This is a genomic window from Herbaspirillum sp. B65, assembly GCF_000333555.1.
GTDB lineage: Bacteria > Pseudomonadota > Gammaproteobacteria > Burkholderiales > Burkholderiaceae_D > Herbaspirillum > Herbaspirillum rubrisubalbicans.
This window is the reverse complement of sequence record NZ_BADI01000992.1, coordinates 1-1,390: the sequence shown is the minus strand read 5'-3', so window position 1 is coordinate 1,390 and position 1,390 is coordinate 1. Positions and strand designations below refer to the sequence as shown.

Genomic DNA, 1,390 nt, shown 5'->3' with positions numbered 1-1,390 from the left:
GTCAACGGCGATGTTCAACGGGGCAGCGGCGCCACNGTAGACGATACCCGGGTTTTGACCCGCGCGACGCAGGCGGCGGCTCGCTCCCGGTGCCCTGTTCATTACGCGCAAAGGCGATCACTTTCATTTGATAACTCCAATGTTGGCGGGGCTCGTCGTGGAATCATTCCATGGACGGTTGCCCCGTAAGGTAAATATTCCCCGCGACCAGGGAATACGAAAAAACCTCGCTGCCGAACACTGCAGCGAGGCGAATGCAAATCTTATTCAGCAAACAGCGACATCACCGAGTCACCCTTGGTGATGCGCTTGAAGGTCTCGGCCAGCAGGTCGGCGCAGGTCAACTGACGCACCTTGGGGCAGCCGCGTGCCGCCGGCGACAGCGGGATGGTGTCGGTGACCACCAGTTCATCCAGCGGCGAATTGGCGATGCGATCGATGGCCGGACCCGACAGCACCGGGTGCGTACAATAGGCCACCACCTTCTTGGCGCCACGTTCCTTCAACACTTCGGCGGCCTTGGTCAGGGTGCCGGCGGTGTCGACCATGTCATCCATGATGACGCAGTTGCGGCCTTCGACTTCACCGATGATGTTCATCACTTCGGAGACGTTGGCCTTGGGGCGACGCTTGTCGATGATGGCCAGGTCGCAGTTCAGACGCTTGGCCAGCGCACGCGCGCGCACCACGCCGCCCACATCGGGAGAGACCACCAGCAGGTCGTCGTAGTTCTTGTTGACCAGGTCACCCAGCAGGATCGGCGAAGCGTAGATGTTGTCCACCGGAATATCGAAGAAGCCCTGAATCTGGTCGGCGTGCAGATCCATGATCAGCACGCGTTCGACGCCGGCTTCCTGCAGCATGTTGGCCACCACCTTGGCCGAGATCGCCACGCGCGCCGAACGCGGGCGACGATCCTGGCGGGCATAACCGTAGTAGGGGATGGCGGCGGTGATGCGACCGGCCGAGGCGCGCTTCAAGGCATCGACCATGATCATGATTTCCATCAGGTTGTCATTGGTCGGTGCGCAGGTGGACTGCAGCACGAAGACGTCCTTGCCGCGAACGTTTTCATTGATCTCGACCATGACTTCGCCGTCGGAGAACTTGGAAACGTTGGCCTTGCCCAGCGGGATACCGAGTTTCTCAGCGACGCCGCGCGCCAGTTCGGGGTTGGCGTTGCCCGTAAAAACCATCAGGTTCTCAAGTGCCATGTGGGTATCCCTGGAATGCAATCGTTAAAAAGTCGAAAAGCCGACAATGCTTGACTTGATCAGTCTCACATTGACGGCTTATTTTTCTGACTGGACCCGGGCCTGAACAAAAGGCCTGTCCGAATTAAATGGCAGGGGAACAAGGATTCGAACCTTGGAATGCCGGAATCAAATCC

Annotated in this window: 1 protein-coding gene and 1 pseudogene; both read right to left on the bottom strand. The window is 59.0% G+C overall.

The annotated features are described in order from the left end of the window. Window positions 1–127 (bottom strand): annotated as a pseudogene (locus I5W_RS30480) (50S ribosomal protein L25/general stress protein Ctc); the annotation flags it as partial. A gap of 136 nt (window positions 128–263) precedes the next feature. After that, a complete protein-coding gene (locus I5W_RS23315; protein ID WP_017452493.1) occupies window positions 264–1,214 on the bottom strand; it encodes a ribose-phosphate pyrophosphokinase in 951 nt (316 codons plus the stop codon). Window positions 1,215–1,390: the final 176 nt, after the last annotated feature.